This is a genomic window from Myroides sp. C1519, assembly GCF_038039755.1.
Classification (GTDB): domain Bacteria; phylum Bacteroidota; class Bacteroidia; order Flavobacteriales; family Flavobacteriaceae; genus Flavobacterium; species Flavobacterium phaeum_A.
In genome coordinates this window covers 1-26,407 of sequence record NZ_JBBPHM010000029.1, presented here as the reverse complement: position 1 = coordinate 26,407, position 26,407 = coordinate 1, and the positions used below count along the sequence as shown (strand labels likewise).

Below are 26,407 nucleotides of genomic sequence, written 5' to 3'. Positions count from 1 at the left end.
CAGTACAAAACAGGATTATCAACTATAGCTGTACAGCTATAGTAGGACGAGACAACTCTTTGTGTTGTTTTATTTTGAGTGTATGTATAGTGTATGTATACTCCTTGTATAGTCAATGTATAAAAACTATGTGAAACTTTACAAGCACTTTACATAGAATACACAATAGATATACAAGCACCTAAGCTATGATTAATTAAAAACAACCTTAATAGTTTATCATCATTCATTTTCACAGGAAATTCTCACAGTATTACTTTTCTTTGGCGGTATACTATAGTGATTGCTAAACGTTAGTCCTTACAATTTCATTCACAACCGCTACTCTACACGATTAACCACACATTCTACTTCGCTATCCACATTGATTTACTTATCTTCGTAAACACTTAAATATTACAATTACACGCATTTATGATTAATACCGTTTTATTCGATATGGATGGAGTCTTAATTGACTCAGAACATTTTTGGCAACAGGCAGAAAAAGAGGTTTTTACTTCGGTTGGAGCTATTTGGAATGACAAAATTGCACTACAAACAACTGGTCAAACAACCAGAGCTGTTACTGAATTATGGTATAAAATGTTTCCTTGGGAAGGAAAGTCAATCGAAGAAGTTGAACAAGCTGTTATTGATCGCGTTGATGCGTTGATTCGTGAAAAAGGACAAATTAAAGCTGGCGTTCTTGACACATTAAACTATCTGTCAGACAATAACTTTAAAATTGGTTTAGCTACTAATTCGCCTGATTCATTAATTCACACAGTATTAGAGAGATTAGAAATTAAAAAATACTTTCAAACCATTGTTTCTGCTCTTCACGTAAAAGAAGGAAAACCAGCACCTGACGTTTACTTAACAGCAGCAAAAAACTTAGGAAGTAATCCGGAAAACTGTTTAGTTATAGAAGATTCGTTTACAGGGGCTACTGCTGGAAAAAGAGCTGGTATGACTGTAGTATCAGTTCCTGACCCTAAAGAATTTAACGATCCGAAATTTGATATTGCTGATATCAAAATCGAAAGCTTAAGCTTGTTTCAAGAAAAAATCGTACCTTTTTTCTCGAATTAACTTTTTTGTAAAAAACGAAACTCGATAGCAATGCAGAAAAACTTTTTCTTTACTTGCTTTGCTATTTTACTTTGTCTAATAGCACAAGCACAGACTCCGCAAAACATAACAGCTGACTATATTAAGTCCGCTGCTTTTATGGCAAACAATAGAGCAGTGAATCCTTTTTTTAGATTAGGAGATTCATTTACTATTGCCTTTGATGATTTATATGGAGATGAAAGTAATTATTACTACAGAGTAAAAGCGTATGATTACGATTGGAAACCGTCTAAACTGAAACAAATTGATTACATAGATGGAATGGACAACCAACGTATTCTGAACTACGAAAATTCATATAATACATTACAACCCTACACACATTACAGGCTAACCTTACCTAATTCAATGTACAGAATTACTAAGAGTGGTAATTACGTTTTGGAAATTTACAATGCAGACGATGAAGTAGTGATTAGACGAAAATTTGTACTGTATGAGAATGCTGTTTCAGTTCCTATTCAAGTGAAAAGAACGAGAAATTTAGATGTTTACGATACAAAACAAAACTTAGACTTTACGATTCAGTTGGGCGAAGTATTATATAACAATCCTACCAACAATGTGAAAGTAGCTATCTTTCAAAATGGCAGATGGGACTCGTTTTTAAACAATATTAAACCACAATATACAATTGGCACAGATTTAGTATATAAATATGATGAACAAACTCAGTTTTGGGCTGGTAATCAATACTTAAACTTTGACAATAGCGATATAAAGCAGGTGAACAATATGATTGGATCTACCTACGTTAATAATGGTATATATAATACATTTTTATATACTAATGAAAGTAGAGCCACAAAAGGATATACCTTTTTCCCTGATATAAACGGTAGTTTTTACCCGAGAAATATCAATGGAAAAAATCCGAATAGTGAAGCAGAATATAGTTGGGTTTACTTTTCGTTTAAACCAAATGCAGAGGCTCCAACTGGATTAGATTACTATGTTACGGGTATGTTTAACGACTATGAGCTTACTCAAAACAACAAATTAAAATACAACGAAGAAAAAGATTTGTTCGAACAAGCCATTCTCATTAAACAAGGTTTTACGAATTTTAGTTATACAGCTGTACATAAAAACAGAGTTTCCCCTGAAAATGCTGCGGATGGAAATTATGCACTAACAACCAATAAGTATCAAGTAATTGTATATTACAGAAACAATATAGATTTATACGATAGAGCAATTGGTATTGGGGAAGCAAGCGCAGAAAATATTATTTATTAAAAATAGAAACAACTTAATATACTACCTATGATTTCACAAACCACCAAAGGAATCAAGATTTCTGTCGAAACACAGTATGAAGGCAGCTTTTTTAAGTCAAAAGACACTTGTTATGTTTTCAATTATAAAATTACAATTGAAAACACAACTGATGATACTGTACAAATATTGTCAAGACATTGGGAAATTTATGATTCCCTGAAAAATACAGAAATAATAGAAGGAGAAGGCATCATAGGCGAGACACCTATTATTGCTCCTGGAGAGAAACACACCTATAAAAGTGGTTGCATTTTAAAATCGTCATTAGGCTCAATGCAAGGCCATTACAACGTATTAAATCACACGCACGCACGCCTATTTAAAGTTACTATTCCAAACTTTAAATTATCTGCAGACTTTGTGTTAAACTAAGCAAAACATAGGTTTTTCTGAGGGAGAGGCAAAATTGTTTTAATTTTTTTTAATTATATTTGTAATTATTCAATTCATTAAACTACTTAAATACGAAACATAATATGTCAAACGGATTCTACAAAGTTCCTGCTGCCGTTAATGAGCCAGTTAAGTCTTATGCGCCAGGATCAAAAGAAAGAGAATTAACTTTGAATTCTTTCAAAGAACAATACAACACTCAAGTTGATATTCCATTATACATCGGTGGAGAAGAGGTTAGAACAGGTGATACAAAAGATTTGTTCCCTCCATTCGATCATAAACATAAATTAGGTGTTTACCACCAAGCAGATAAAGCATTAGTAGAGAAAGCTATTTCTACTGCTTTAGAAGCAAAAAAGAAATGGGCTAATATGCCTTGGGAGCACAGAGCTTCTATTTTCTTAAAAGCTGCTGAGTTATTAGCTGGTCCTTACCGTGCTAAAATCAACGCTGCTACAATGATTGCTCAAGCAAAAACATTACACCAAGCAGAAATTGATTCAGCTTGTGAGTTTATTGACTTCTTGAGATTCAACGTACAATTTATGTCTCAAATTTATTCAGAGCAACCTGCTTCAAGCGAAGGTATCTGGAATAGACTTGAGCACAGACCTTTAGAAGGTTTCGTTTACGCAATTACTCCATTTAACTTTACTGCAATTTCTGGTAACTTACCTGCTTCTGCAGCTTTAATGGGTAACGTAGTAGTATGGAAACCATCTGCAACTCAAATTTACTCTGCAAGAGTAATTGTTGAAGTATTCAAATTAGCTGGATTACCTGACGGTGTTATCAACGTTGTTTACGGAAACTCTGCTATGATTACTGATACATTATTAGCAAGCCCTGATTTCGCTGGTATCCACTTTACAGGATCTACTGGTGTTTTCAATAGTATGTGGACTAAAATTGGTCAAAACATCAACAACTACAAAACTTACCCAAGAATTGTAGGTGAAACAGGTGGTAAAGACTTCGTTATTGCTCACCCATCTTCTTGTGCTAAAGAAGTTGCTGTAGCTTTAACAAGAGGTGCTTTCGAATACCAAGGACAAAAATGTTCTGCGGCTTCAAGAGCATACATCCCTGCTTCTATGTGGCCTAAAGTAAAAGAATATATGGGTGCTGACTTAGCAACAATTAAAATGGGAACTCCTGAGGATCCATCTAACTTTGTTTCTTCTGTTATCTCTGAAAGTTCTTTTGACAAATTAGCTAAATACATTGACCAAGCTCAAGCTGATAGCGATGCTGAAGTAGTATTTGGTGGTAAATATGACAAATCTGTAGGTTACTTCATTGAGCCAACTGTAATTGTTACTACTAACCCTCAATACGAAACAATCAAAACTGAATTATTCGGACCTGTATTAACTATCTACGTTTACGAAGATGCTAAATGGGCTGAAACATTAAAATTAGTTGACGAAACATCTGTTTACGCATTAACAGGTGCTATCTTCTCTAAATGTCGTTACGCTGCAATTGAGGCTACTGATGCTTTAGTAAACGCTGCTGGTAACTTCTACATTAATGACAAGCCAACTGGTGCTGTTGTTGGTCAACAACCATTTGGTGGTGCAAGAGCTTCTGGTACTAACGATAAAGCAGGTTCTGTATTGAACTTACTTCGTTGGGTTTCTCCAAGAACAATCAAGGAAACTTTTGTTCCAGCTACTGATTATAAATATCCGTTTTTAGGATAATCTAAAATATTTAAAAACGGTTACTCTCAAAAAGACGTAACCGTTTTTTTATTCAATTCAGTGCTTTTTATTAGGATCGTTTGTAAGTAAAACACTACTTAATATTACCCTAACTTATAAAACGTCTAAGTAAAAAATACACTACTATATTTTGCTTTATCATTTTTTCACATTTGAAATAAATGATCCTTATTACCTTCAAAGTACTGGGTTATAATTATTAATTTAAATAGTATAACTCATGTTAAAAAAATTAATTGACAACAAACAATTAGTTATTAATCCTCCTGTATTCATTACTTCAATTTTGCTTATTATCGCTTTAATTGCAGTATGTGTCTTATTCCCTACAAAAGTAGGTTCTTGGTTTGCAATTGCTCAAAATTCTGTAACCACTAATTTTGGTTGGTTCTTTGTGCTAACTGTAAACGTTATTTTAATCTTTGCTATTTATCTTGCGTTTAGCAAGTTTGGTAAAATACGCTTGGGTGGCGAAGATGCCGAACCCGAGTTTAGCAAAGGATCTTGGTTTGCCATGTTATTTAGTACAGGAATGGGAATCGGTATTATGTTCTTTAGTATCGCAGAGCCTGTTTCTCACTTTGGTACTCCTCCCCGCCCGGTAGACAATGAAATTCAAGCAGCTATACAAGCGATGGAATTTACAAGTTTACACTGGGGACTACACGCTTGGGCCATTTATGCAATGGTAGGTTTAGCCCTTGCCTTTTTTGGTTTCAATAGAAAACTTCCAATGACCTTCCGTTCTCTTTTTTACCCTTTCTGGGGAGAGAAAATTCACGGTTGGTGGGGACACGTTATTGACATCTTATCAACATTAGCCACTGTTTTTGGTCTTTCTACTTCTTTAGGTTTAGGAGTTACCCAAATTACTGCCGGACTTAATTATTTATATGGATGGGAAATCTCTCCATTAATGCAAGCCGGAATTATTCTTGTGGTTATTTCAATTGCAACTGTATCTGTATTCTCAGGTTTAGATAAGGGTGTCAAAATTTTAAGTACCGCTAACATGTATATCGCTTCGGTGTTTATGTTAATGATATTTTTCTTAGGGCCAACCTTATTTATATTAAAAGGTTATGTACAAAATACGGGGTCTTATTTAGCTAACTTTATTGATATTAGTACGTGGAACGAAACGTATTTAGGCAATGGTTGGCAGAATGTATGGACTATATTCTACTGGGCTTGGTGGATCGCATGGTCTCCTTTCGTAGGTAGTTTTATTGCACGTATTTCTAAAGGAAGAACAGTTAAAGAATTTATCTTAGGTGTTTTAATCGTACCTGGACTAATTACTTTACTTTGGATGAATGTTTTCGGTGGTAGTGCGTTGGAAATGATTTTATCAGGTGATTTATCAATGGTAACAGCAGTAAAAGAAGATATTTCAACTGCGTTATTTGTGTTCTTAGAACACTTCCCATTGGCTAAATTCCTATCTATTATAGCAATTATTCTTATTTTCTCTTTCTTTATTACATCATCTGACTCTGGGTCTTTAGTTGTAGATAATATTACCTCTGGTAGTTTTGGAGAATCTCCAGTATGGCAAAGAGTTTTCTGGTCATTTACACAAGGTTTTATCGCAATCGTATTACTTTGGGGAGGAGGACTTGATGCTTTGCAAACAGCTGTTATTATAACAGGTCTGCCTTTTGCCGTAATTCTATTAGTGATGTGCTATAGCTTGCAAAAAGGGTTACAAGAAGAATTAAATAAACAGAATAAGAAACAAAAGTCGAAACAAGAAAAAAGTTACAAAGACATTATTTCTGAATTAATCGACGAACAACAAAAATAAAAAGAGATGACAATTAATAAACCTTTAAATGTAATCGTAGGTATTGACTTGTCTGAAATGGACCATTACCTAATTGAATATACACAGGTGTTAGACCATATTTTAAATATTGACAAAGTAACTTTTCTTCATAATTTAAAACTTGGTGAACTACCGAAAGAACTATTACTTCCTGAACGCATTGAATTGATTCAATCGAAAATAGTACAACGTGTTACCAAACAAATAGAAGAGTCTGGAGCAACGTATGCTTTTGAAGTTTTAGTAAAATTGGAAAGTTACTCTGAAATTGCTTTTATCAATATTTCTAAAAAACAGCAATTTGATATGCTTATCTTAGGAAACAAACAAGAGCTGGAAGGAAATGGAGCCTTAGCTCAGAAGTTAATCCGTATTTTGCCTTCTGCGACCTTATTAGTGCCAGAAACATATCACGTACCTATAACAAATATTATTGACGCAATCGACTTCTCTAAGTACACTACGCCTATTATGACGTGGGCTGATCGATTCAAGAATAATTCAAAAGGACAAAAGATTCAACATTCGGCTATTCATATTTCTAAATTGTATTGGGGATTCTACTCAAGTATGACAAATAAAGAAATTGACAAAATATCGAGAGAGGATATTACTGAGAAGAAACAGAAATGGGATAAAAAATATGCCAATTACTCGGATATTGAAATAGTACCTGCTGAGGATAAGAGTATTTCTACGGCTTTATTGCAATATGCAAGAAGACAAAAGGCTGACTTAATGATTTTAGGAGTTAAGGGGTCTACAGGAATAAAAGAAATCTTTATGGGAAGTGTGGCAAACCACCTTTTCCACAAAGCAACAAGTACTTGTTTACTCTTTGTAAAAGAAGCTAAATAAACTAAAAAAGGGCTGCTCAATGAGCAGCCCTTTTTGTTTAGTAAGACACTTGCCTCACTATAGTATTTGAATCCAAACTATCGCTTATTTTACGTGTAAAATAAAGTAGTTTTTCTTTCCTTTTTGTAATAATACGAATTGATTATTAATCAAGTCATTTGTGTTGATAACGTAATCTTCAGCAATCTTTTCTCTGTTTACAGAAATAGAGTTCGCTTGTAAAGAACGACGTGCTTCACCATTAGAAGGTAAGAAGTTAGATTTTCCAGCTAATGCGTCAACAATTGTTAACCCAGCTTCGATATCAGCTCTCTCAATTTCTGCTTGTGGTACACCATCAAATACTTCTAAGAAAGTTTGAGCATCTAATTGCTTCAAATCATCAGAAGTAGAGTTTCCAAACAAAATATTTGATGCTTTAATAGCATTTTCTAAATTCTCAGCTCCGTGAACCATTGTAGTAACTTCAGCAGCTAAACGTTTTTGTAAAACGCGTAAATGAGGTGCTTCTGTGTGCTCTTTTGTTAAAGCTTCAATCTCTTCACGAGAAATGAATGTAAATATTTTGATGTATTTCTCTGCATCTGTATCAGATACGTTAACCCAGTATTGGTAGAATTTGTAAGGAGAAGTATATTCTGCAGATAACCAAATGTTACCACCTTCTGATTTACCAAACTTAGTACCGTCAGCTTTTGTAATTAATGGACAAGTTAAAGCATACGCTTTCTCTCCAATTGTTCTACGGATTAACTCAGTACCTGTTGTAATGTTCCCCCATTGGTCAGAACCTCCCATTTGAAGCGTAATCTTCTCATTTTGGAACAAGTGTAAAAAGTCATATCCTTGTAATAATTGGTAACAGAACTCTGTAAAAGACATACCATCTTGGAACTCTCCATTAAGACGTTTTTTCACAGAATCTTTTGCCATCATATAGTTAACTGTGATGTGTTTACCGATCGTTCTAATAAACTCTAAGAATGAAAATTCTTTCATCCAGTCGTAGTTGTTTACTAAAACAGCAGCATTGTCAGCACCTGAGTTAAAGTCTAAGAAGCGGCTTAACTGATTCTTAATTGCATTTTGATTATGACGAAGCGTTTCTTCATCTAACAAGTTTCTCTCATTAGACTTTCCAGAAGGGTCACCAACCATACCTGTAGCACCACCTACCAAAGCATAAGGCTTGTGCCCTGCTAATTGAAAGTGCTTCAAAAGCATAACACTCACTAAATGTCCAATATGCAATGAATCCGCTGTTGGGTCAATTCCCACATACGCTACACGCATCTGCTCCATCAAATGTTCTTCAGTGCCTGGCATAACGTCGTGGAGCATTCCTCTCCAAGTCACTTCTTCAATAAAATTTTTCATTTAATTATATTTTTCACAAAGATAGCCCAAAACCCTACAGTATGGAATAAAATTCCTCAAACCTTGCTCTTTTATTCGTTTTTTATTTTTATTCATTAGATATTGATAATACGGGCGTTGATTTTTAAGTTTCTCCTATAATTTTTCATATTGTAAAACATATCACTTATTTTTGTCTAAGGATATGATACTAATAACAGGAGCAACAGGTTTAGTCGGTACGCATTTATTGCTACATCTTCTTCAAACAGAAGGTGCGGTTCGCGCTATTTATAGAAATGAGGATAGTATTAAAAAAACGAAATCTTTTTTCTCTTTAAAAAAGGCAGACCACTTATTTCTAAAAATAGAATGGGTAAAAGCTGATATTACAGATATTCCAGCTTTAGAAGAGGCTTTTCAAAATATTGAGTATGTATATCACTGTGCTGCGCTTGTTTCTTTTGACCCAAGGGATGAAAAAAACCTGCGTAAGACGAATATTGAAGGCACAGCAAACTTAGTAAACCTATCGATTGACTTTAAAATTAAGAAATTCTGCTTTGTTAGTTCTATCGCTGCATTGGGAGAGACCTTAAAAAAAGACAATATCATTACAGAAAAAACAGATTGGAATCCTGAACTTTATCACAGTGACTATGCTATTACAAAGTATGGGGCTGAAATGGAGGTTTGGCGTGGTACACAAGAAGGTTTAAATGTAGTAATCGTTAACCCAGGTATAATCTTTGGTGTTGGCTTTAATAACGAAGGAAGCAACGAATTCTTTCACAAGGTTTCTAAAGATTTCCCTTTTTATACGAAGGGAATGGCTGCTATAGTTAGTGCAACAGATGTAGTGAAAGCAATGACGTTACTAATGCAAAGTGATATTGTAAACGAGCGATTTACATTGGTTTCAGATAATATCAGTTACCAAGATCTTATCAATGATATTGCGGACTTAATGGGAAAGAAAAGACCAACTATCAACGCAACAGTTACACATTGTAATTTAGCTTGGAGATTGGATTATTTTGTTTCTATGGTAACCCGAAAAAAAAGAAGCTTTACACGATCAATCGCGCAAGCTTCTCATTCTAAATATATTTATAATAACTCAAAAGTAATTCAAGCTATTTCATTTCAGTTTGAACCTATTCAAGTTTATTTGCCTCAAGTAGCTGCTTATCATCTTCAGAAGTCTTTTTAGTTATTGAGTCAATCTGCTGTAATCTATGCATTAAATCTTCTCTCAACTCTTTAGCTTCTCTTTGTTTAGCTTCCAACTCTTCTTCTTCTTTTGCAATTAATGAGTCTGTTTTTACTTTTAAAGCTTCAAGTTTTCTATTAATATTCTCTTGCATATTGTGATAAACACCTTCTTTCAATTCGATGTAATACTTATTGTTTTCAACAAAAGTTAGGCTATCAATATCATATTTTTTCAATATAGAATTCATATTCAATTGAGGCATACTATCTTCTCTTGAATAAGCACTTACACTTTCAATAGAATACAATAAAGACATATCAAATAGAATATCCTCCATTTTCTGTTCTTCAATAAAAGGGGTTGGTTTCTTTGCTTCGTTACTACACGAACCCAAAACTAATGCTGCTAATATTACTAAAAACTTATTCATTTATATCTTTTTATCTAACAAACAATAAACGTTGTCCTTTATGCTCTTCTTTCACTTGTCCGTTTTCGTAAGCTAAAAACCCATTGACAAATGTATGTGTGATTTTAGAACTAAATTGTTCTCCTTCAAATGGAGACCATCCACATTTATATAAAATATTTTCTTTACTTACTTCCCAAGATTGCTCTGTATCAACAATAGCGATATCTGCGTGATAACCTTCTTTAATAAACCCTCTTTTTTCAACTTGGAATAATATAGCCGGATTATGTGCTGTTTTCTCTACAATTGTTTCAATTGACAATCTACCTTGTTTATGAGCTTCAAACAAAGAAACCAAAGCGTGTTGAACTAATGGTCCTCCAGACGGAGCAGAAGTATATGCTTTACTTTTTTCTTCAAGTGTATGAGGAGCGTGGTCAGTAGCAATCACATCAATACGTCCATCATTCAATGCTTTCCATAAACCTTCTTTATCTTGCTCTGTTTTTACAGCAGGGTTCCACTTAATAAAGTTACCTTTTTTATCGTAATCTTTATCTGTAAACCAAAGGTGGTGAACACAAACCTCTGCAGTGATCTTTTTATCTTTTAAAGGAATGTCATTTCTAAACAATTCAGTCTCTTTAGCAGTAGATACGTGAAATACGTGTAACCTTGCTCCAGTTTTCTTAGCCAACTCAATTGCTTTAGAAGACGAAATGTAACAAGCCTCTTCACTTCTAATAATTGGGTGATACTTAACCGGAATATCATCACCATATTGCTCTTTGTATTGTGCTAAATTTCTTTGAATAGTTCCTTCATCTTCCGCGTGAACAGCGATAAGCATTGATGTACTTGAAAAGATTTTCTCTAAAACATCTTGATTATCAACTAACATATTCCCAGTAGAAGACCCTAAGAACAATTTAATCCCAGCAACATTTCTTGGGTTTGTTTTTAAAACTTCTTCTAAGTTATCATTTGTTCCCCCCATCATAAAAGAGTAGTTAGCAAATGACTTTGTTGATGCTATTTGATATTTATCCTCTAAAATTTCTTGCGTAACAGCATTAGGAACTGTATTTGGTTGTTCAATAAAAGAAGTAATTCCCCCTGCAATAGCAGCACGAGATTCAGACTCGATATCACCTTTATGCGTTAACCCAGGTTCTCTAAAGTGAACTTGGTCATCAATCATACCAGGAATTACATAACTTCCTTTAGCATCAATAACTTGAACATCATTAGATACCTCGATAGAAGAACCAATTTTAGCAATTACCCCATCTTTAATTAAAATATCAGCATTAAAAATCTGACCTTCATTAACAATTTTTCCATTGGTAATTAAATAGTGTGTCATTATAGTGTGTTTAGTAATTTGCGTAATCGTAGATTAATAACGCCAAAAATAGCTTCCTTTATAATTCCCCCAGACATTTTTGACTCACCTCTTGTACGGTCAGTAAAAATGATTGGTACTTCAGTTATCGGGAAGTTTTTAACGAAAGTTCTATATTTCATTTCAATCTGAAAAGCATATCCTACAAAGCGTATTTGATTAAAATCAAAACTTTCAAGAACTTGACGAGAGAAACAAACAAAACCAGCAGTTGTATCTTTAATATTCATTCCTGTTATCATTCTAACATAAATAGAAGCACCATAAGATAACAATACGCGGTTTAAAGGCCAATTAACCACATTTACTCCCGTAACATAGCGAGAACCAATTGAGAGTCCCTGATTAAGTTTACAAGCCTCTAAAAGCTTTCCTAAATCATTTGGATTATGAGAAAAGTCTGCATCCATCTCAAAAATATATTGGTATTCTCTATTTAGAGCCCAACGAAATCCGTGTACATAAGCAGTCCCCAACCCATTCTTTCCCTCTCTCTTTTCAAGAAATAGACGGTTCGCGTATTTATTTTGTAGTTTAAGCACAGCATCAGCCGTACCATCCGGTGAGTTATCATCTACAATCAGAATATGAAATTGCTGAGGCTGAGCCATTACAGCATCAATAATCAACTCAATATTTTCAATTTCATTATACGTAGGTATAATGACTAATCCTGATTCCATTTTATAATTGGTTTGCCACAAAAATAACCTTTTTCTATAAAGTTAGCACTTAAATAAAATACAAAGTGAACCCAATCCATTTTTTTGCTAATTTTGTAGGCATTATGGAGAATATAATTTTATTAGACCGCATAATTCCAAATAAAGATTGGGCTACAGCTTTATTCTTTATAGGGTTTTCTATTATTGCATTTAATAAAACAATCTTCGGTGTACGTTTTGCTGAATTTACAAGACTTGCCGTATCAGATAAATATTTAAAAATATACAAAGACAATACTAACTTACGAAATAGTTTTACACTGTCTTTTTTATTAGTACAACTATTATCTGTAACCTTCTTTATTCAAATAGTATTAAAATCATTTGAAGTAATTCCCTTTTACACATTTACTTCCTTTTTACAAATTCTAAACTTTACTGCAACTTTTATTATAGGAAAATATCTAATTGATAAAATCATTTCAATAACATTTGGCATAGAAGAATTTGCAGATGCATTAAACCTCCAAAAAGCAACTTATAGAAACTATATTGGAATGTTACTCTTGGGAGTTGATGTTTTACTTTTCTATAACAATATTAGCAATAAGATTATTATTGCAACTATTCTTTTTGCATTAATAGCAACAAATACCCTTTTATACATAGTTTTTATAAAAAACAATCAAAAATCAATATTAAATAAGTTGTTCTATTTTATTTTGTATCTTTGCACCCTTGAAATAGCCCCTTATTTTTTATTGTATTTCTGGTTTAAAAATATGGGAGCAATATAAGAAAGTACAATTATGAAAGTGAAAACAATTTTGGTTTCTCAACCAGAGCCTAAAGTAGAAAACTCACCTTACTTTGAATTAGAACAAAAATACAAGGTAAAAATTGACTTTAGACCCTTCATCCACGTGGAAGGTGTTTCAGCCAAAGAGGTAAGACACCAAAAAATTGATCTAGCCAATTTTACCGCGATTATTTTAACAAGTAAAAATTCTGTAGATCACTTCTTTCGGGTTGCTGAAGAAATGCGTTTCAAAATACCTGAAACACTTAAGTATTTTTGTCAATCAGAAGCAGTAGCATATTACTTACAAAAGTATGTTGTTTACCGCAAAAGAAAGATTTATGTAGGTCAAAAAGATTTTACTGAATTAGCACCATTGATCAAAAAGTATAAAGATGAAAAATTCTTATTACCTGCATCTGATCAATTAAACAGTGATGTACCAGCTACATTAAATGAACTAAAAGTAAATTGGACACCAGGAACTTTTTACAGAACAGTAATGAGTGATCTGTCTGATTTAGCTGATGTTAAATACGATGTATTAGCATTCTTTAGTCCAACAGGAATTAAATCTTTATTCAAGAACTTCCCGGACTTTACACAAGATAATACTCGTATTGCTGTATTTGGAACTTCTACTCAGAAAGAAGCTCTTGATAACGACTTAAGAGTTGATATCATGGCTCCTGCACCTGAGACTCCATCTATGACAATGGCTCTTGAAAAGTATATTCAAAAAGTGAATAAATAATTATAAAAAAACCTCTATGGAAATCCATAGAGGTTTTTTTATGATTATAATTAGAGCAAAAAAAAGCTTGCAATGTAATTTGCAAGCTTTTTTTATATAAAAGTATATTATAACTGTGGACCAGCAGCAACTAATGCTTTTCCTTCTGCATTGTTTGAATACAATTCGAAGTTCTTAACAAATAATGCAGCTAAATCTTTAGCTTTTTCTTCCCATTCAGAAGCATCCTCATAAGTATTACGTGGATCTAAAATGTTAGTATCTACTTCTTCTAAAGCTGTTGGAACAGCAAAGTTGTAAATAGGAACAATTGTAGTTTCAGCTTTCTCGATAGAACCATCTAAGATACGATCGATAATTGCTCTTGTATCTTTAATAGAAATACGTTTTCCAGTACCATTCCATCCTGTGTTTACCATATATGCAGTAGCATTGTGCTCCTCCATTTTCTTAACTAATTCTTCACCGTATTGCGTTGGGTGTAGAGATAAGAAAGCTTTACCGAAACAAGCAGAGAATGTAGGCTCTGGTTTAGTAACTCCACGCTCAGTACCTGCTAACTTAGCAGTAAATCCTGATAAGAAGTAGTATTTAGTTTGTTCTGGAGTTAACTTAGACACTGGAGGCATTACACCAAAAGCATCAGCAGTTAAAAAGATAACTTTAGTTGCATGTCCTGCTTTAGAAACAGGCTTAACAATGTTATCAATATGATCAATTGGGTAAGATACACGTGTATTTTGTGTAACAGAACCGTCATTAAAGTCAATTTTTCCGTTAGCATCAACAGTAACGTTCTCTAACAAAGCATCACGACGAATAGCACCAAAAATATCTGGTTCATTCTCTTGGCTTAAGTTAATTGTTTTTGCATAACATCCACCTTCGAAGTTGAATACACCTTCATCATCCCATCCGTGCTCATCATCACCGATTAATTCACGTTTTGGGTCAGTAGATAAAGTTGTTTTACCTGTACCAGAAAGACCAAAGAAAACAGCAACATCACCATCTTGTCCTTTATTAGCTGAACAGTGCATAGCAGCCATTCCTTTTAAAGGCAAGTAGTAGTTCATCATTGCGAACATTCCTTTTTTCATCTCTCCACCGTACCAAGTACCACCAATAACTTGTACTTTCTCAGTCAAATTAAATGCAACATAAACTTCAGAGTTTAATCCAAAATCTTTGTACTCTTTGAAAGTAGTTTTTGATCCGTTCATTACTACGAAGTCAGGCTCACCAAAGTTAGCTAACTCTTCTTTCGTTGGACGAATAAACATATTCGTAACGAAATGAGCTTGCCAAGCCACTTCCATAATAAATCTAACTTTTAAACGAGTGTTTTCGTTAGCACCACAAAAAGCATCAACTACATACAATTTCTTTCCAGATAATTGTTTTACAGTGTTAGCTTTTAATGCATCCCATGTTTTGTTGTCAATTGGCTTGTTGTCATTTGGAGACTCAGGAGAATTCCACCAAATTGTGTTTTCTGTTACTGAATCTTTAACAATGTACTTGTCTTTAGGAGAACGTCCTGTAAACTCACCTGTCATTACATTAACAGCACCAAGTTCAGTCACTACACCTTTGTCATACCCTGTAAGATTTGGGTTTGTTTCTTCATTATATAAAACGTCGTAAGAAGGATTATAAATTACTTCTACAACATCTTTAATACCATATTTTTCCAGTGAAATTGATTCAGAATTATCCATTTTCATTATTTATGTTGTGTATTAATTTGTTTGCAAACTTAGAAATAAATTTAAAATATAAATATACAAAAGAATTATTTAATAGCATCTTTCGATTTAAGTGCCTGAATACCAATATATATCCAAGCTGCTATAAATAAAACTCCGCCGATAGGTGTTATTGGACCGATTACTCTTAAGTCAATAGAAATCAAGTCTTTAAAGGTAAGTAGATAGATAGAACCTGAGAAAAACAATATCCCCAACAAAACCAAGTACATAGCTGTTTTTTTAGCCTTGTCTGAAATAAAACTACATAGTCCTATAAAAAGTAAGAATATTGCGTGATACATTTGGTAGCGCACACCCACTTCAAAGGTAGCAACCTGCGTTTCTGTAACCACTTTTCGTAATCCATGAGCTCCAAACGCTCCTAAAATGATACCTATAGCTCCTATAAAGGCAGCTATAGCAATAACTTTACGTCCCATCGATTTTTCTTTCAAATATACAACTTATCATACAAACTGTTAAAGTTTTTTTCACTAAAGAATTTTGACAGCTTCAAGAAATCATTATTTTCGTATATTCATAAACTAACCAACATATTATGACTAAAGAAATTCTAATTATTGGAGCTGGTAGATCGAGTTCCTCTTTAATTAAGTATTTACTTGAAAAATCAACAATAGAAAACCTCCACTTAACCATTGGAGACCTATCGTTAGAATTGGCAAAACAAAAAGCTATGGACCACCCTAATGCAACGCCTATTCAATTTGATTTATTCAACGAACAAGAAAGACAAGCTCTTGTTAATAAAGCAGACATTGTCATTTCAATGCTTCCTGCCGCCTTACACATTGAACTTGCAAAAGACTGTATCAAGTTTAAAAAACACATGGTTACTGCTTCGTATATTAGTGAAGCAATGCAAGAATTAGATCAACAAGCAAAAGAAAACAACCTTGTTTTTATGAATGAAGTTGGTCTTGATCCAGGTATTGACCATATGAGTGCTATGAAAATTATCCACGAAATAAAGAATCAAGGAGGTAAAATACTTTCTTTTGAGTCGTTTTGTGGAGGACTTATCGCTCCTGAATCTGACAATAACCTGTGGAATTACAAATTTACATGGAATCCAAGAAATGTTGTCTTAGCCGGACAAGGTGGTGCAGCGAAATTCCTACAAGAAGGACAATACAAATACATTCCTTATAATAAAGTATTCAGAAGAACAGAATTTCTAAACATTGAAGGATACGGCAAATTTGAAGCTTATGCCAATCGAGATTCCTTAAAATACCAACAAGCGTATGGACTTGATGATGCTAAAACAATTTTTAGAGGTACGATTAGAAGAGTTGGCTACTCGCGTGCTTGGAATCTTTTTGTAGAGCTTGGAGTTACTGATGACACATACAAAGTTGATAATTCGGAGAATATGACTTACCGTGAGTTTATCAATCTTTATTTACCATACCATCCAACAGATACAGTTGAAACCAAATTACGCCTTGCTTTAGGTATTGACCAAGATGATATTGTTTGGGAAAAACTCTTAGAACTTGATCTTTTCAACGCTACTAAAAAAATTGGTTTAAAAAATGCTTCACCTGCTCAAATTTTAGAGAAAATCCTAAACGACTCGTGGACTTTAGATGAACAAGATAAAGATATGATTGTTATGTACCATAAAATCGGTTATTTACTTGGTAGTGAAAAGAAACAAATTGACTCTACAATGATCTGTATCGGCGATAACCAAGTTTATACTGCAATGGCAAAAACCGTAGGATTACCTGTAGCCATCGCTGCTTTAAAAATTTTAAAAGGAATTATAAATACCCCAGGAGTACAAATGCCAATCAAAGAAGAGGTTTACCTTCCAATCTTAGAAGAGTTACAAGAAAATGGTATTATATTCAACGAATACGAAGTACCTTACGAAGGTTATTAATTGCTCTTTTTCCCCTTTACACAAGGGGAAAATATCTTAAATATTATATATGAAGTTACTATTTACATTTATTTGTTCTGCTATTATCTCGGTCGTAAGCTTTGGACAAAACATCAATTACGCTTACTTTGAGTTATCACAAGATTCAAAAAACGTTCAAAACATTGTATTAGAAATAGATGATCTTATTTTTAATATCTATCAAAATGGAACAGACTTTACTTTTAATCAAAAGCGTCCTCAGTTTAAAAGAGACGACTATTACGACTACTTTGATCCTGAACTTGACTACATTTCAAGAAACAACTCTGTAGAATATTACACCAATACATTTGATGAATACTTAAAAAACCGCGTCAAAAGAATAAACAATCTAAACATTGCTTACCTTGATCGCTTTAGTATGTATAACAATGGTAAAATAAAAAACATCGGTTCTATTTCTTTTGAATACTACGACCGATTCGATTGGAGTGAATTAGAAGGAAAAATAAAGAAAATAGGACCTTATAAAATAACTTATTACGACCGTTTTGATCGTAAAGAATTAGAAGGAAAGGTAAAATCTATTGGCGATGTAACATTAGAATACTATACTGTATTCGACGGTAACGGAATACCTGGCAAACTTAAAAGAACAAAAGGCAACACGAAAACTATGCACGTAATGCCTGCTCCATCATATATTCCGTATTAATAAACTATTTCGGAATAGCTTGAATTAACTTTTTAGTATAATCTTTTTTAGGGGAACGATACAAGACATCTGCTTCAGCAATTTCTTCTATCTCCCCTTTATTCATTACAAGAATATTGTCCGACATATATTTAACAACAGCTAAATCGTGAGAAATGAATATATATGTAAATCCAAAGTTTTCTTTCAGTTCATTCAACAAATTCAACACTTGTGCTTGAACAGAAATATCCAATGCAGATACAGACTCGTCACAGATGATTAACTTTGGTTGTACGGCAACTGTTCTTGCAATACCGATACGCTGTCTTTGTCCTCCTGAAAATTCGTGAGGATATCTGTCACACACACTTTCATCTAACCCTACTCGTTCCAAAATATCAATCACTTTCGCTTTTCTCTCTTTATCAGAAGCGTATAACTTATGAACAACCATTGGCTCTAAAATAGCCTCTCCCACTGTTTTACGGGGATTTAATGAAGAATACGGATCTTGAAAAATAATTTGAATATCTTTTCTAAGTGCACGAAACTCGCTACTACTCAATTTAGCAATATCTTTTCCTTTGTAAAATATTTCTCCTTTTGTAGCTTTATCTAACTGCAAAATCACGTTTCCAAGAGTCGATTTCCCACAGCCACTTTCTCCTACCAAACCAAGCGTTTCTCCTTCATAAATATCAAAATTGATGTCTTTTAAAGCGTGAAAAACTCCTTTCTTAAATAAGCTACCTGCTGTAATGTAATCTTTATAGATATTCCTTACGCGCAACAATGGCTCACCACTGTACAGCTGTTGATGCATTTGCTGTCTTTCTTCATCAGAAATAACATCATTAACAACCTTATTATCTAAAAAATCCTGAATAGTAGGCAACCTCTTTAATCGTTCATCCATAGAAGGACGAGAAGCTACCAACGCCTTAGTATATAATTCTTTTGGTTGATTGAAGACTTCAGAAGACACTCCTTGTTCAACAATATCCCCCTTATACATCACTAATAAACGATCACTAATTGCAGAAACAAGATTCAAATCGTGAGAAATAAACAAAATACTCATCTGTGTTTCTTGTTGCAATTCCTTCAATAAACTAATAATTTCATTCTGAACAGTAACATCTAACGCAGTAGTTGGCTCATCTGCTATAAGCAAAGAAGGCTTACAAGCAATAGCCATAGCAATCATAACACGTTGCTTTTGACCACCTGATATTTGATGAGGATATTTGTTATAAACTTCTTTAGGATAAGGCAATTTTACTTTTTCAAATAAACTAACCACCTCTTTCTTAAGTTCAGAACCACGTAAATCTGTGTGTTCTACTAAAATTTCAGACACTTGTTCACCACAAGTAATAGAAGGATTTAGAGCACTCATCGGCTCTTGAAATATCATAGCAATTTCCTTTCCTCTTAAAGAGCGAAATTCACTATCCGATAAATGAGTAATATTTTGGTTTTTATAAAAAATATCTCCTTTAGAAATGCGAGAATTTTCTTTTGGTAATAAGCCCATTAAGGCTAATGAAGTAACGGATTTACCAGATCCTGACTCTCCTACTACACCCAATATTTCATTAGGCATTATATCAAAAGTACTACCCTTAATAATGGTATTCCATACTTTTTCCTTTAAGAAATCGATTTGTAAATTACTTACAGATAAAATAGGGGTTACATTGTCCATTATTACTTTTGATAAAACGTGATTAACAAAAATAATATAATAATTGTGATATAGATCTCTATTGATACGAAAGCTTGTAAACAATAAAATCTATACCACAATTTTCATATAGACAACCACCATATTAAGCTACTTTTACTTGATCATATTCTTTAACCAAAGTAACAACTGTTGGTGTTTTTTCTTTAAAATTACTAAATACAGGACACGCCAATTTCACTGCATCCATCCATTCTTTAAGTACTACAATTGAAGCCTCTGTAGTTGGCTTAACCATTACATCAATTCTTTTAAACTGTTGGATATCCTCTTCTGTTAAATCCTTTAGATTCACTTCACCAGAAACTTCAATTTGAATAGATTTCAAATCTAACCCTAAAGTTTTACCGATTAAATTACCAATTGCGTGAATACTTCCCGCTAATTTAGCAAGTAACAATTCACCTGAATTAGCATTTTCATCTCTTACTAATTCTCTACCATCCTTCACTGTAAAAGAAAAATTAGCCGTTTTTACTGCAAATTGTTGTTCTCTTACTGAAAATCCCAAAACTTTTAAAACTTGTTTCCCCATCTCTTTTTTAATTAATTCAATTACTAAATATTATATATAAAAAAAGGTTCTTTTAGCACACATACCAAAAGAACCCTCTATCAATTCATAGCTTTACAGCTTACTTACAAATAAATCAAGATATCACATTTGGCAACACACGCACAGGCGAGGTATGTACAAGACACATCCACTTATACGACGGCATAAACGATAAATAATTAATAATTGATTTCATTTGTAATTCTTATTAGTTCAAAAAAAAAGCCCCTGTTATATACAGAGGCCATCGATTTATATTTTTAAATATTCAAAATATTATAATACAGATAGCCTAAGCTGAAATGGAAGTACCATCAACTTAATCGAAGACCATGAATATGTTTGAATATTTTTCACTTTTATATCTTTATTTGTTTCAAAAATAGTAAAAATATATTTTAGCACCTACTACTGAACTAAAAATTTTAATATTTTTTTAACTTACACAGATAAAATCTCATCTTCAGTCAACAATTCCTCTTGTCTAAACTTAAGCAAAACTTGTGCCACAGCAACGACATCTTTTTCACAATAAATGATAATTCTATCTAAATTTTTCTCTTTATAGTACACTCTTGCGACCTCACTACCATCTATATCGTCTTTTGGAGAAGGAATGCCTAAAATTTTAGTCAAAAGTCGCAAAGATGTATAATTTTTAAAATCTCCTAACTTCCACAATTCCATTGTATCTAAGTGTTGAACCTCCCACGGTTTTTTCCCAAAAACACGCAACTTATTGGGGATTTTAACCCCATTTATCAACATTCGTCTAACTAAAAAAGGAACATCGAATTCCTTGATATTATGGCCACATAACAGCTTTTCTACACCTCCAAAATACCCTTCTAATAAATTCGCGAAATTCACCAGTAATTCCTTTTCTTCACCTGCATAACTTGTTGTTCTAAATTGGCGCTCTCCATTCTTGTAAACAAAGTATCCAACCGAAATACAAATGATCTTTCCGAATTCTGCCCATATACCCGCTTTATCATAAAATTCTTCTGCTGTAAATTCATCCTTGCGTTGATATGCAGTCTTCGCTTCATACAACATTTTCATTTCATCATCTAATTCAGAAAAATCAGCACATTCAGGTACTGTTTCAATATCTAAAAACAAAAGGTTTTCAAGAGATAGTCTATCAATCATACGTTTATTTTTTAGTCTGTTCCATCATATTATATGCTTCATCAATATACAAGTAAAGATCATTGCTATGCGGATCTTCTTCTGTTTGCAAACCTTTAATATGACCAAGGCGAACAATAACAACATTGTCTTTCGGAGAAACAATTACAAATTGTCCTAAATGCCCTCTCATATAAAAGAAATCTTGTCCCCTATGCTTTACCAGCCACCAACCATAACCATACTCTGGTCCATTAGCAAACTGTTGTGTAATTGACTTTGCTACAAAAGTACTATCTAAAATCTGCTCACCATTCCACTTTCCATAATCTTTGTACAATTTTCCAAATCTTGCAAAATCACGCGCATTACTCGTAAAACAACAATACGATTTTTCAACCCCATCTCCTTCGTGATCTATTTGCCACAAGGCAGGCAACTCAGCCCCCATTGGTTTCCAGAAATATTCTGATACATAATCTGACAAGTACCTACCTGTTGCTTTCTCCAAAACCATTGTCAACAATTCCGTATCGCCACTTTTATAAATAAACTCCTGTCCCGGCTTGTCCTTTATCTCAATCCCCAACATCACATCTCGCAAGTTTTTATCAAAATAAACTCTTGTCATAACAGAAAACGCACTATAATACGACTCATCCCAATCCATTCCAGAAGACATCGTAGACAAATCTCCTACCGTTAGTTCATCTTTATACTTCCCTTTAATCTCAGGCAAATAATTAACCACAGGTTCATCCAAACTCTTAATCTCTCCTCGTTGCAAAGCCTTTCCTAAAGCGGCAGAAACAACACTTTTAGCCATTGAAAACGAATTCGTATAAGAATCCTTTCCGTAACCATCATAATAACTCTCGTGCCATATACTATCATTTTTAATAATCACATAAGCTATTGTCTCTAACTCTTTGTGTGTTTGCTCCAACTTTTCACTTGGCTTAACCGTATTATACTCTTTAGAAACAGGCCAAGGCTGACCAACTGCATTCTCTATCTTTCGAGTAGGGAAATATTTGTAATCGTCTAAAAAAGCAGTTTTATACCCATTAAAATAGATTGTGCGAACGGCTGTAAATAAATAATCTACTTTAAAAATATAAGCAAGTGCAATAATTGCTATCACTATAACAGCAAACCACTTTAAAAACTTTGCGAAGAACTTCATAATAATCATAATTGGTTGAATTATATAAATTTAGACAAATAAAACTTCCTCAACGATACTATCTGAAAATATTCCCAACATTATCGAAAAGAATTATCTTTGCACTCACGACAATAACATTATCGGATTAATATGCATTTTATATCACCTCAATTAGAAAAATACGCAGCAGATCATACAGAAAACGAACCTGTATCATTAGCTAACTTAGATAAAGAAACACACCGTAAAGTATTACAACCAAGAATGCTTAGCGGACACTTTCAAGGGCGCTTTTTAAGCATTGTTACAAAACTTATCAATCCTAAACACATTTTAGAGATTGGAACTTTTACAGGATATGCAACATTGTGTTTAGCGGAAGGGTTACAAGAAGGAGGTACAATTGATACAATTGACATCAAAGAAGAGTTAATCGACTTTCAACGCAAGCATTTTGACGCATCTCCCTATGGAGCTCAAATACATCAACACTTAGGTAGTGCGTTAGACATTATCCCTACCTTAGACAAGAAGTTTGACTTAGTTTTTATTGACGCTGACAAACCTAACTATTCTAACTACTTTCATCTTATTATCGACAAGATGAATAAAGGAGGAGTTATTCTTTCTGACAATGTTTTATGGTCAGGAAAAGTTTTAGAAGAAATTCAGGAAAACGATAAAAGTACAGTTGAAATCGACAAATACAACAAACTTTTAAAAGACGATCCGAGAATCGAAACAATACTATTACCTATCAGAGATGGTTTAACAATCTCAAGAGTAAAATAAACAAAAAGGGCTTGATTTTCATCAAGCCCTTTTTCGTTATATATCTTAAACTAATTTGTCTTTATATTTTACTTCTATCCATTTAAACAACTGATAGAATAATGTTCCGAATACTACACCAGCACACATACCTACGAAAATATCTCCTGGGAAGTGCATTGACAAATAGATTCTACTAAATGAAAACACTAAAGGGAAGATAAATACTAAAAATGCGTATTTATAATATCTTCTCAAAATTAAAAACAAGAACAACATTGTTGCTGTTGAGTTAGAAGCGTGTCCTGAGAAAAAACTCAACGTTGGACTACACTTAACAATACGCAACATATCTTTAATGTCTTCCGTATTACAAGGTCTTGGTCTTGCAACCGTATACTTAACCAAATTTGTCATTTGATCTGTAAACGCAATCAAACAAGCTAAACAAAGTAAAATAACACCTAACTTTTTAATCGAAACCTTTTTGTAAACCGTATATAAAAGGAGAAGAAAAAAAGGCAACCAGTTAATTTGTTTTGTGATAAACAACCAAAACGGATCATACGTTGGCGATCCTATATTGTTTAGCGCAATCATTAACTCTTTGTCAAATTGTACTAATGTTTCTAACATTAACTTTGTCTTTTAATTGGTCCTGTAATACTCTCTAAGTCCTCTTTTTGCTTTTCAATCTCTTGTTGAATATCTTTCATTGGATTGATATCTACATCAAAAGTTTCTTTTATATCTTTCGTAATACCCGATTGATCAGCTGTTTTATTAATTTCTTGTTTGATGTCGTTAGTAGCGTTTTTCAACTGCGCCATAAACTTACCAAATGTGCGCGCCATCTCAGGCACTTTATCAGAACCAAACAACATTAGTATAATTACTATGATGAAAAATAACTCACCACCACCGATTCCGAACATATCACTCTATTTTACAAGTTTATAAGGCTACAAATCTACAAAGTTTATTAATTTATAGCACAATAATTTAGAAAAGCATTTGTTAAACTATTGAATTAATTTACTCTTTTTATCCTCTTCTAATTTTTCACGTATTAATTCCAAAAACTCTAAAGCTAATTCACCTGTACGTGTTTCCACTGCATTTTTATTTGGAACAGAAGCGTTTAGCACAGATGACATCAATTCATCTGTCGCTACATAGTAAGCAAAACCAACCAAATAGTCTTTCGGAATACTATAATCCTCATTTAATTTCTCTTCAGGAATCATCCTTAAAAATTTCTCTTTACGCATTTCCTGTTTCTCATAAACCAAAGCTTTCTTCAGCATTTTTGTTCTACCAGAAATCCAGTTAACAACAGCATCAATTGGAATTAAACCACTTCCTGATGTTGCAGTGTACAGTCGTCTCTCTGCTGGCGTATATTTCTTTATGCCTTTTGGTACAATGCCAAGTGATTCTGAACTAATCTTTGTAATTACAATCTCATCTAATTCTGTATAAAGTTCATTAGCCTCTAAGGGAAATAAAACAATATCACGTTTCAAATCCACATCATCTATTGCGTGTCTGTAACCAATAAAAAAAGCACCAGAAAACATAACTGTATCAGTCTCCCTCACCATCATATTAAAATACCCACCTTTCTCAGTAGTTAACGATTCTCCTGTATTTATATTAGAAACATAAATTCCTTCTAATCTTTTTGAGCGAGAAACAACTTTCCCACTTATCATTTTACGCTCTTGTGCTTCTACGTAAGAAAAGCTAAATACAAATAAAAGCGCTAAAAATATTCTCATCATACATTTATATACTTAAAAGTAAAAATATCCTATTCCCAAAGACTTTGAAACTTTATCAAAGCAAACTTATGTTAAATCTATAACCAACCCCATTATAGACAATTGTATGCCCTGTATTAACAATATCTACATTTTGTTATGTAATAAACTAAAACATAATTATATTGTCTCAACGAATTTTTAAAAGAAGAATTAGAAATCCTTAATTACAATTAAACGAACTATTTTTGTAAAAATTACTATCATTATGAAAAATATTATAATTGCAAGTACTTCTACTGTTTACAATAGTGACTATTTAGCTTACTTATTACCTACATTAGAAGAACACTTCAAGCATACAAATACTATCTTATTTATTCCTTATGCACGTCCAAGTGGCATTTCTCACGACGATTATACAGCAAAAGCAAAAGAGGCTTTTAAAAAAATAGGGAAAGACGTTAAAGGAATTCACGAATTTGAAGACCCTATTCAAGCTGTAAAAGAAGCAAAAGGTATTTTTACAGGAGGAGGAAATACATTCTTACTTGTTAAACAATTATATAGAACAGAAACAATTACTGCTATTCAAAATGCGGTAAATAACGGAACACCTTATTTAGGATGTAGTGCTGGTAGTAATATATGCGGACTAACAATGGAAACAACCAATGATATGCCTATCACTTATCCCCCTTCATTTAAAACATTTGGGTTTGTACCTTTCAATATCAACCCGCATTACTTAGATCCGATTGAAGGTTCTACACATATGGGAGAAACAAGAGAAACGAGAATTAATGAATTTCACACCTTAAACACCCAACCTGTTGTAGGCCTTAGAGAAGGAAGTTGGATTGAAGTAAAAGGAGATTCTTTTGTTTTAAAAGGAACACTTACTGCGCGTATTTTCGAACAAGGAAAAGAAGCCATTGAAATTGCCCCAGAAACAGAATTAAATTACTTAAAATAAAAAAGAGTCCTTGGGTTACTACTCAAGGACTCTTTTTGCATATTATTGTTTACAAAAAAAGCCTAAGAAAACTTAGGCTTTAGAGCGGAAGACGAGGCTCGAACTCGCGACAACCAGCTTGGAAGGCTGGAGCTCTA

At 33.3% G+C, this 26,407-nt stretch carries 26 protein-coding genes; 13 read left to right on the top strand and 13 right to left on the bottom strand.

Annotated features, from left to right (window positions below; translation table 11 throughout):
- Positions 1–414: 414 nt before the first annotated feature.
- From hxpB to AABL81_RS12735, 6 genes are all read left to right on the top strand, one after another.
- On the top strand, positions 415–1,074 hold the full coding sequence (gene hxpB, locus AABL81_RS12760; RefSeq protein WP_341341234.1) for a hexitol phosphatase HxpB: 660 nt from the start codon (positions 415–417) through the stop codon (positions 1,072–1,074).
- A gap of 30 nt (positions 1,075–1,104) precedes the next feature.
- On the top strand, positions 1,105–2,355 hold the full coding sequence (locus AABL81_RS12755) for a type IX secretion system plug protein (protein ID WP_158210022.1): 1,251 nt from the start codon (positions 1,105–1,107) through the stop codon (positions 2,353–2,355).
- A 27-nt stretch (positions 2,356–2,382) separates the two neighbouring features.
- Positions 2,383–2,769: a Co2+/Mg2+ efflux protein ApaG gene (gene apaG / locus AABL81_RS12750; RefSeq protein WP_199269110.1), complete on the top strand. Its 387-nt coding sequence runs from the start codon at positions 2,383–2,385 to the stop codon at positions 2,767–2,769.
- A 104-nt stretch (positions 2,770–2,873) separates the two neighbouring features.
- The gene (gene pruA / locus AABL81_RS12745; protein ID WP_158210021.1) at positions 2,874–4,499 is read left to right on the top strand and encodes an L-glutamate gamma-semialdehyde dehydrogenase; all 1,626 of its coding nucleotides are present in this window, start codon (positions 2,874–2,876) and stop codon (positions 4,497–4,499) included.
- Positions 4,500–4,740: 241 nt separating this feature from the next.
- The gene (locus AABL81_RS12740; RefSeq protein WP_158210020.1) at positions 4,741–6,327 is read left to right on the top strand and encodes a BCCT family transporter; all 1,587 of its coding nucleotides are present in this window, start codon (positions 4,741–4,743) and stop codon (positions 6,325–6,327) included.
- Between the two features lie 6 nt (positions 6,328–6,333).
- Complete coding sequence (locus AABL81_RS12735; protein WP_158210019.1) at positions 6,334–7,206, top strand: universal stress protein; 873 nt, start codon at positions 6,334–6,336, stop codon at positions 7,204–7,206.
- 84 nt (positions 7,207–7,290) lie between these two features.
- Here the strand turns inward: AABL81_RS12735 and tyrS are convergent, their stop codons facing one another.
- Positions 7,291–8,583: a tyrosine--tRNA ligase gene (tyrS, locus tag AABL81_RS12730; protein ID WP_158210018.1), complete on the bottom strand. Its 1,293-nt coding sequence runs from the start codon at positions 8,581–8,583 to the stop codon at positions 7,291–7,293.
- Positions 8,584–8,767: 184 nt separating this feature from the next.
- Here tyrS and AABL81_RS12725 point away from each other — a divergent pair, with 184 nt between their 5' ends.
- Complete coding sequence (locus tag AABL81_RS12725) at positions 8,768–9,775, top strand: NAD-dependent epimerase/dehydratase family protein (RefSeq protein WP_341341233.1); 1,008 nt, start codon at positions 8,768–8,770, stop codon at positions 9,773–9,775.
- Here the strand turns inward: AABL81_RS12725 and AABL81_RS12720 are convergent.
- The 3 genes from AABL81_RS12720 to AABL81_RS12710 are packed head-to-tail and all read right to left on the bottom strand — an operon-like array spanning position 9,720 to position 12,278.
- Positions 9,720–10,208, bottom strand: a complete 489-nt coding sequence (locus AABL81_RS12720; RefSeq protein ID WP_341341232.1) for a DUF4296 domain-containing protein — start codon at positions 10,206–10,208, stop codon at positions 9,720–9,722. The two genes, AABL81_RS12725 and AABL81_RS12720, sit on opposite strands and share 56 nt — an antisense overlap.
- Positions 10,209–10,218: 10 nt before the next feature.
- Positions 10,219–11,556, bottom strand: a complete 1,338-nt coding sequence (locus AABL81_RS12715; RefSeq protein WP_158210015.1) for a dihydroorotase — start codon at positions 11,554–11,556, stop codon at positions 10,219–10,221.
- The gene (locus AABL81_RS12710; RefSeq protein WP_158210014.1) at positions 11,556–12,278 is read right to left on the bottom strand and encodes a polyprenol monophosphomannose synthase; all 723 of its coding nucleotides are present in this window, start codon (positions 12,276–12,278) and stop codon (positions 11,556–11,558) included. The genes AABL81_RS12715 and AABL81_RS12710 overlap by 1 nt, the downstream gene beginning before the upstream one ends.
- Before the next feature lie 104 nt (positions 12,279–12,382).
- Here AABL81_RS12710 and AABL81_RS12705 point away from each other — a divergent pair, with 104 nt between their 5' ends.
- Together AABL81_RS12705 and AABL81_RS12700 are read left to right on the top strand one after the other, a co-directional pair.
- Positions 12,383–13,057, top strand: coding sequence for a DUF4271 domain-containing protein (locus AABL81_RS12705; RefSeq protein ID WP_158210013.1), 675 nt, complete (start codon positions 12,383–12,385; stop codon positions 13,055–13,057).
- A 12-nt stretch (positions 13,058–13,069) separates the two neighbouring features.
- Positions 13,070–13,813, top strand: a complete 744-nt coding sequence (locus AABL81_RS12700; RefSeq protein ID WP_158210012.1) for a uroporphyrinogen-III synthase — start codon at positions 13,070–13,072, stop codon at positions 13,811–13,813.
- Between the two features lie 107 nt (positions 13,814–13,920).
- On the opposite strand, the gene pckA is transcribed toward AABL81_RS12700, so the two are convergent.
- Positions 13,921–15,534, bottom strand: coding sequence for a phosphoenolpyruvate carboxykinase (ATP) (gene pckA / locus AABL81_RS12695; RefSeq protein WP_199269109.1), 1,614 nt, complete (start codon positions 15,532–15,534; stop codon positions 13,921–13,923).
- A 74-nt stretch (positions 15,535–15,608) separates the two neighbouring features.
- Positions 15,609–16,004 carry a DUF423 domain-containing protein gene (locus AABL81_RS12690; RefSeq protein WP_341341231.1) on the bottom strand — a complete coding sequence of 132 codons (396 nt, stop codon included), beginning with the start codon at positions 16,002–16,004 and terminating at the stop codon, positions 15,609–15,611.
- Between the two features lie 119 nt (positions 16,005–16,123).
- On the opposite strand from AABL81_RS12690, the gene AABL81_RS12685 reads away from it, so the two are divergent.
- Positions 16,124–17,476, top strand: coding sequence for a saccharopine dehydrogenase family protein (locus AABL81_RS12685; protein WP_341341230.1), 1,353 nt, complete (start codon positions 16,124–16,126; stop codon positions 17,474–17,476).
- 49 nt (positions 17,477–17,525) lie between these two features.
- On the top strand, positions 17,526–18,173 hold the full coding sequence (locus tag AABL81_RS12680; RefSeq protein WP_158210009.1) for a hypothetical protein: 648 nt from the start codon (positions 17,526–17,528) through the stop codon (positions 18,171–18,173).
- Between the two features lie 4 nt (positions 18,174–18,177).
- Here AABL81_RS12680 and AABL81_RS12675 read toward each other — a convergent pair whose 3' ends face one another.
- The 4 genes from AABL81_RS12675 to AABL81_RS12660 form a co-directional block, all read right to left on the bottom strand.
- A complete protein-coding gene (locus AABL81_RS12675; protein WP_341341229.1) occupies positions 18,178–19,863 on the bottom strand; it encodes an ABC transporter ATP-binding protein in 1,686 nt (561 codons plus the stop codon).
- A gap of 124 nt (positions 19,864–19,987) precedes the next feature.
- Positions 19,988–20,437: an OsmC family protein gene (locus AABL81_RS12670; protein WP_158210007.1), complete on the bottom strand. Its 450-nt coding sequence runs from the start codon at positions 20,435–20,437 to the stop codon at positions 19,988–19,990.
- A 462-nt stretch (positions 20,438–20,899) separates the two neighbouring features.
- Complete coding sequence (locus AABL81_RS12665) at positions 20,900–21,613, bottom strand: 3'-5' exonuclease (RefSeq protein WP_158210006.1); 714 nt, start codon at positions 21,611–21,613, stop codon at positions 20,900–20,902.
- 4 nt (positions 21,614–21,617) lie between these two features.
- Positions 21,618–22,778 (bottom strand): serine hydrolase domain-containing protein, encoded by a 1,161-nt coding sequence (locus AABL81_RS12660; protein WP_158210005.1) that lies wholly within the window; start codon positions 22,776–22,778, stop codon positions 21,618–21,620.
- Positions 22,779–22,910: 132 nt separating this feature from the next.
- Between AABL81_RS12660 and AABL81_RS12655 the strand changes: the two genes are divergently transcribed.
- Entirely contained in the window at positions 22,911–23,552 is a 642-nt protein-coding gene (locus AABL81_RS12655) for an O-methyltransferase (protein ID WP_158210004.1), read from the top strand.
- 45 nt (positions 23,553–23,597) lie between these two features.
- Here the strand turns inward: AABL81_RS12655 and AABL81_RS12650 are convergent, their stop codons facing one another.
- From AABL81_RS12650 to AABL81_RS12640, 3 genes are all read right to left on the bottom strand, one after another.
- The gene (locus tag AABL81_RS12650; protein ID WP_090405852.1) at positions 23,598–24,167 is read right to left on the bottom strand and encodes a phosphatase PAP2 family protein; all 570 of its coding nucleotides are present in this window, start codon (positions 24,165–24,167) and stop codon (positions 23,598–23,600) included.
- Complete coding sequence (locus AABL81_RS12645; protein WP_158210003.1) at positions 24,167–24,466, bottom strand: Sec-independent protein translocase subunit TatA/TatB; 300 nt, start codon at positions 24,464–24,466, stop codon at positions 24,167–24,169. Before AABL81_RS12645 ends, AABL81_RS12650 begins: the two co-directional genes overlap by 1 nt.
- An 87-nt stretch (positions 24,467–24,553) precedes the next feature.
- Complete coding sequence (locus tag AABL81_RS12640) at positions 24,554–25,315, bottom strand: hypothetical protein (protein WP_341341228.1); 762 nt, start codon at positions 25,313–25,315, stop codon at positions 24,554–24,556.
- 247 nt (positions 25,316–25,562) lie between these two features.
- Here AABL81_RS12640 and pepE point away from each other — a divergent pair, with 247 nt between their 5' ends.
- Positions 25,563–26,270: a dipeptidase PepE gene (gene pepE, locus AABL81_RS12635; RefSeq protein ID WP_341341227.1), complete on the top strand. Its 708-nt coding sequence runs from the start codon at positions 25,563–25,565 to the stop codon at positions 26,268–26,270.
- Positions 26,271–26,407: the final 137 nt, after the last annotated feature.